Annotated in this window: 1 protein-coding gene; it reads right to left on the minus strand. The window is 34.7% G+C overall.

Going from position 1 to position 1,443, the window contains the following annotated elements; genetic code table 11:
- Positions 1-38: 38 nt before the first annotated feature.
- A protein-coding gene (locus AC1DJR_RS29590) for an IS3 family transposase (protein WP_429688755.1) occupies positions 39-1,396 on the minus strand; the annotation gives its coding sequence in 2 pieces (ribosomal slippage) (positions 39-940 and positions 940-1,396; 1,359 coding nt in all).
- Between the last annotated feature and the right edge of the window lie 47 nt (positions 1,397-1,443).

The following is a 1,443-nucleotide window of genomic DNA, read 5'->3' on the forward strand; positions in this document are numbered from 1 at the left end:
AATGAAGTGACCCCTAAAAATTAGACACGGTTATTTCATTAGGCAGCTTGATAAAAGTGAGTCCGGTATTGCACCGGGCTCATTTTTAATTTTGCCTTTATCCGTTTTGTATTATAATAATCTATATATTTTTCTAATTCTATTTTGAAGTGCTCTACACTTTCAAACTCTTTTATGTAGAGAAACTCAGACTTCATGATTCCAAAGAAATTCTCCATTACTGCGTTGTCATAACAGTTGCCTTTACGAGACATACTTTGTACGATACCTCTTTCTTGTAATGCGTGACGGTACTGTTTCATTTGATAATGCCACCCTTGATCTGAATGCATCAGTAGTTGGTGATTTTCAGGTAAACCTTCTAATGCTGTCTCTAACATTTCTGAAACAAGTGAATACGTCGGTCTAGAGCCAATTGTATAGGTAATGATTTCACCATTATACAAGTCTAATACAGGTGATACATACAGTTTCTCGCCCAATAATTTAAATTCCGTAATATCGGTTACCCATTTTTCATTTGGCGTATCTGCCGTAAATTTACGTTCTAAAATATGGGGTGCAATTTTACCAACTGTTCCTTTATAAGATTTATATTTTTTCATACGTACAAGGCATTTTAAACCTAACTCTTTCATAATTCGTTGCACTTTTTTATGATTCACTATTTGATTACGATTGGCTAATTCATCACGAATACGACGATATCCATAACGACCTTCGTGTTCATCATAAATCGCTTTAATTTCTATTTTTAAATCGGCATCTGAATCAATTCTATCCATTTGTTTTACATAAAAATAATAGGTGCTTCGAGGGATACCCGCTAACTTTACTAATTTCTTCACTTGAAACTTATGCCTTAATTCATAGACTACTTGTGCCTTGTCTTGTTTGGTGATTTTTCCTTGTTTTGAACTAAGGCATTCAACTTTTTTAAATACGCATTTTCCATACGTAAGCGTTCTAATTCAGCTTGTAACGCTTCAACTGAACCTTCTGCCGGAATCTTTTTCGTATCATGTTTTGTGTTTTTATTTTTCATGGATGGACGCCCCTTTTTCTTTGGTTCAAGGGCATCTAAGCCACCTACTTCAAATTGCTTCTTCCATTGATAAACCGTTGTAAAAGAAGGAATCATGAATATAGCCGCTGTATCCATTAACGATATACCCGATTGAGCCATAAAATTTAGTACGTCTAGTTTAAACTCTGCGGTGTAATTTGTATAGACCTCGTGTAAACCTTCTTCTCCATGGAGTTCGTATAAGCGTAACCAGTATTGAAATTGTGCTTTTGTAGTATGCATCTGTTTTGCATATTCTGTTTGAGAAATTATTTTTGGATTAAATCCTTGAACGAGCGTTAACTTTGAATCCTTCGTAAATTTTGTCATACAAAAAACTGCACCTCCAATTGTTAGACTATGTCTAACAATTGGGG

The organism is Bacillus sp. 05T31 (assembly GCF_056396725.1).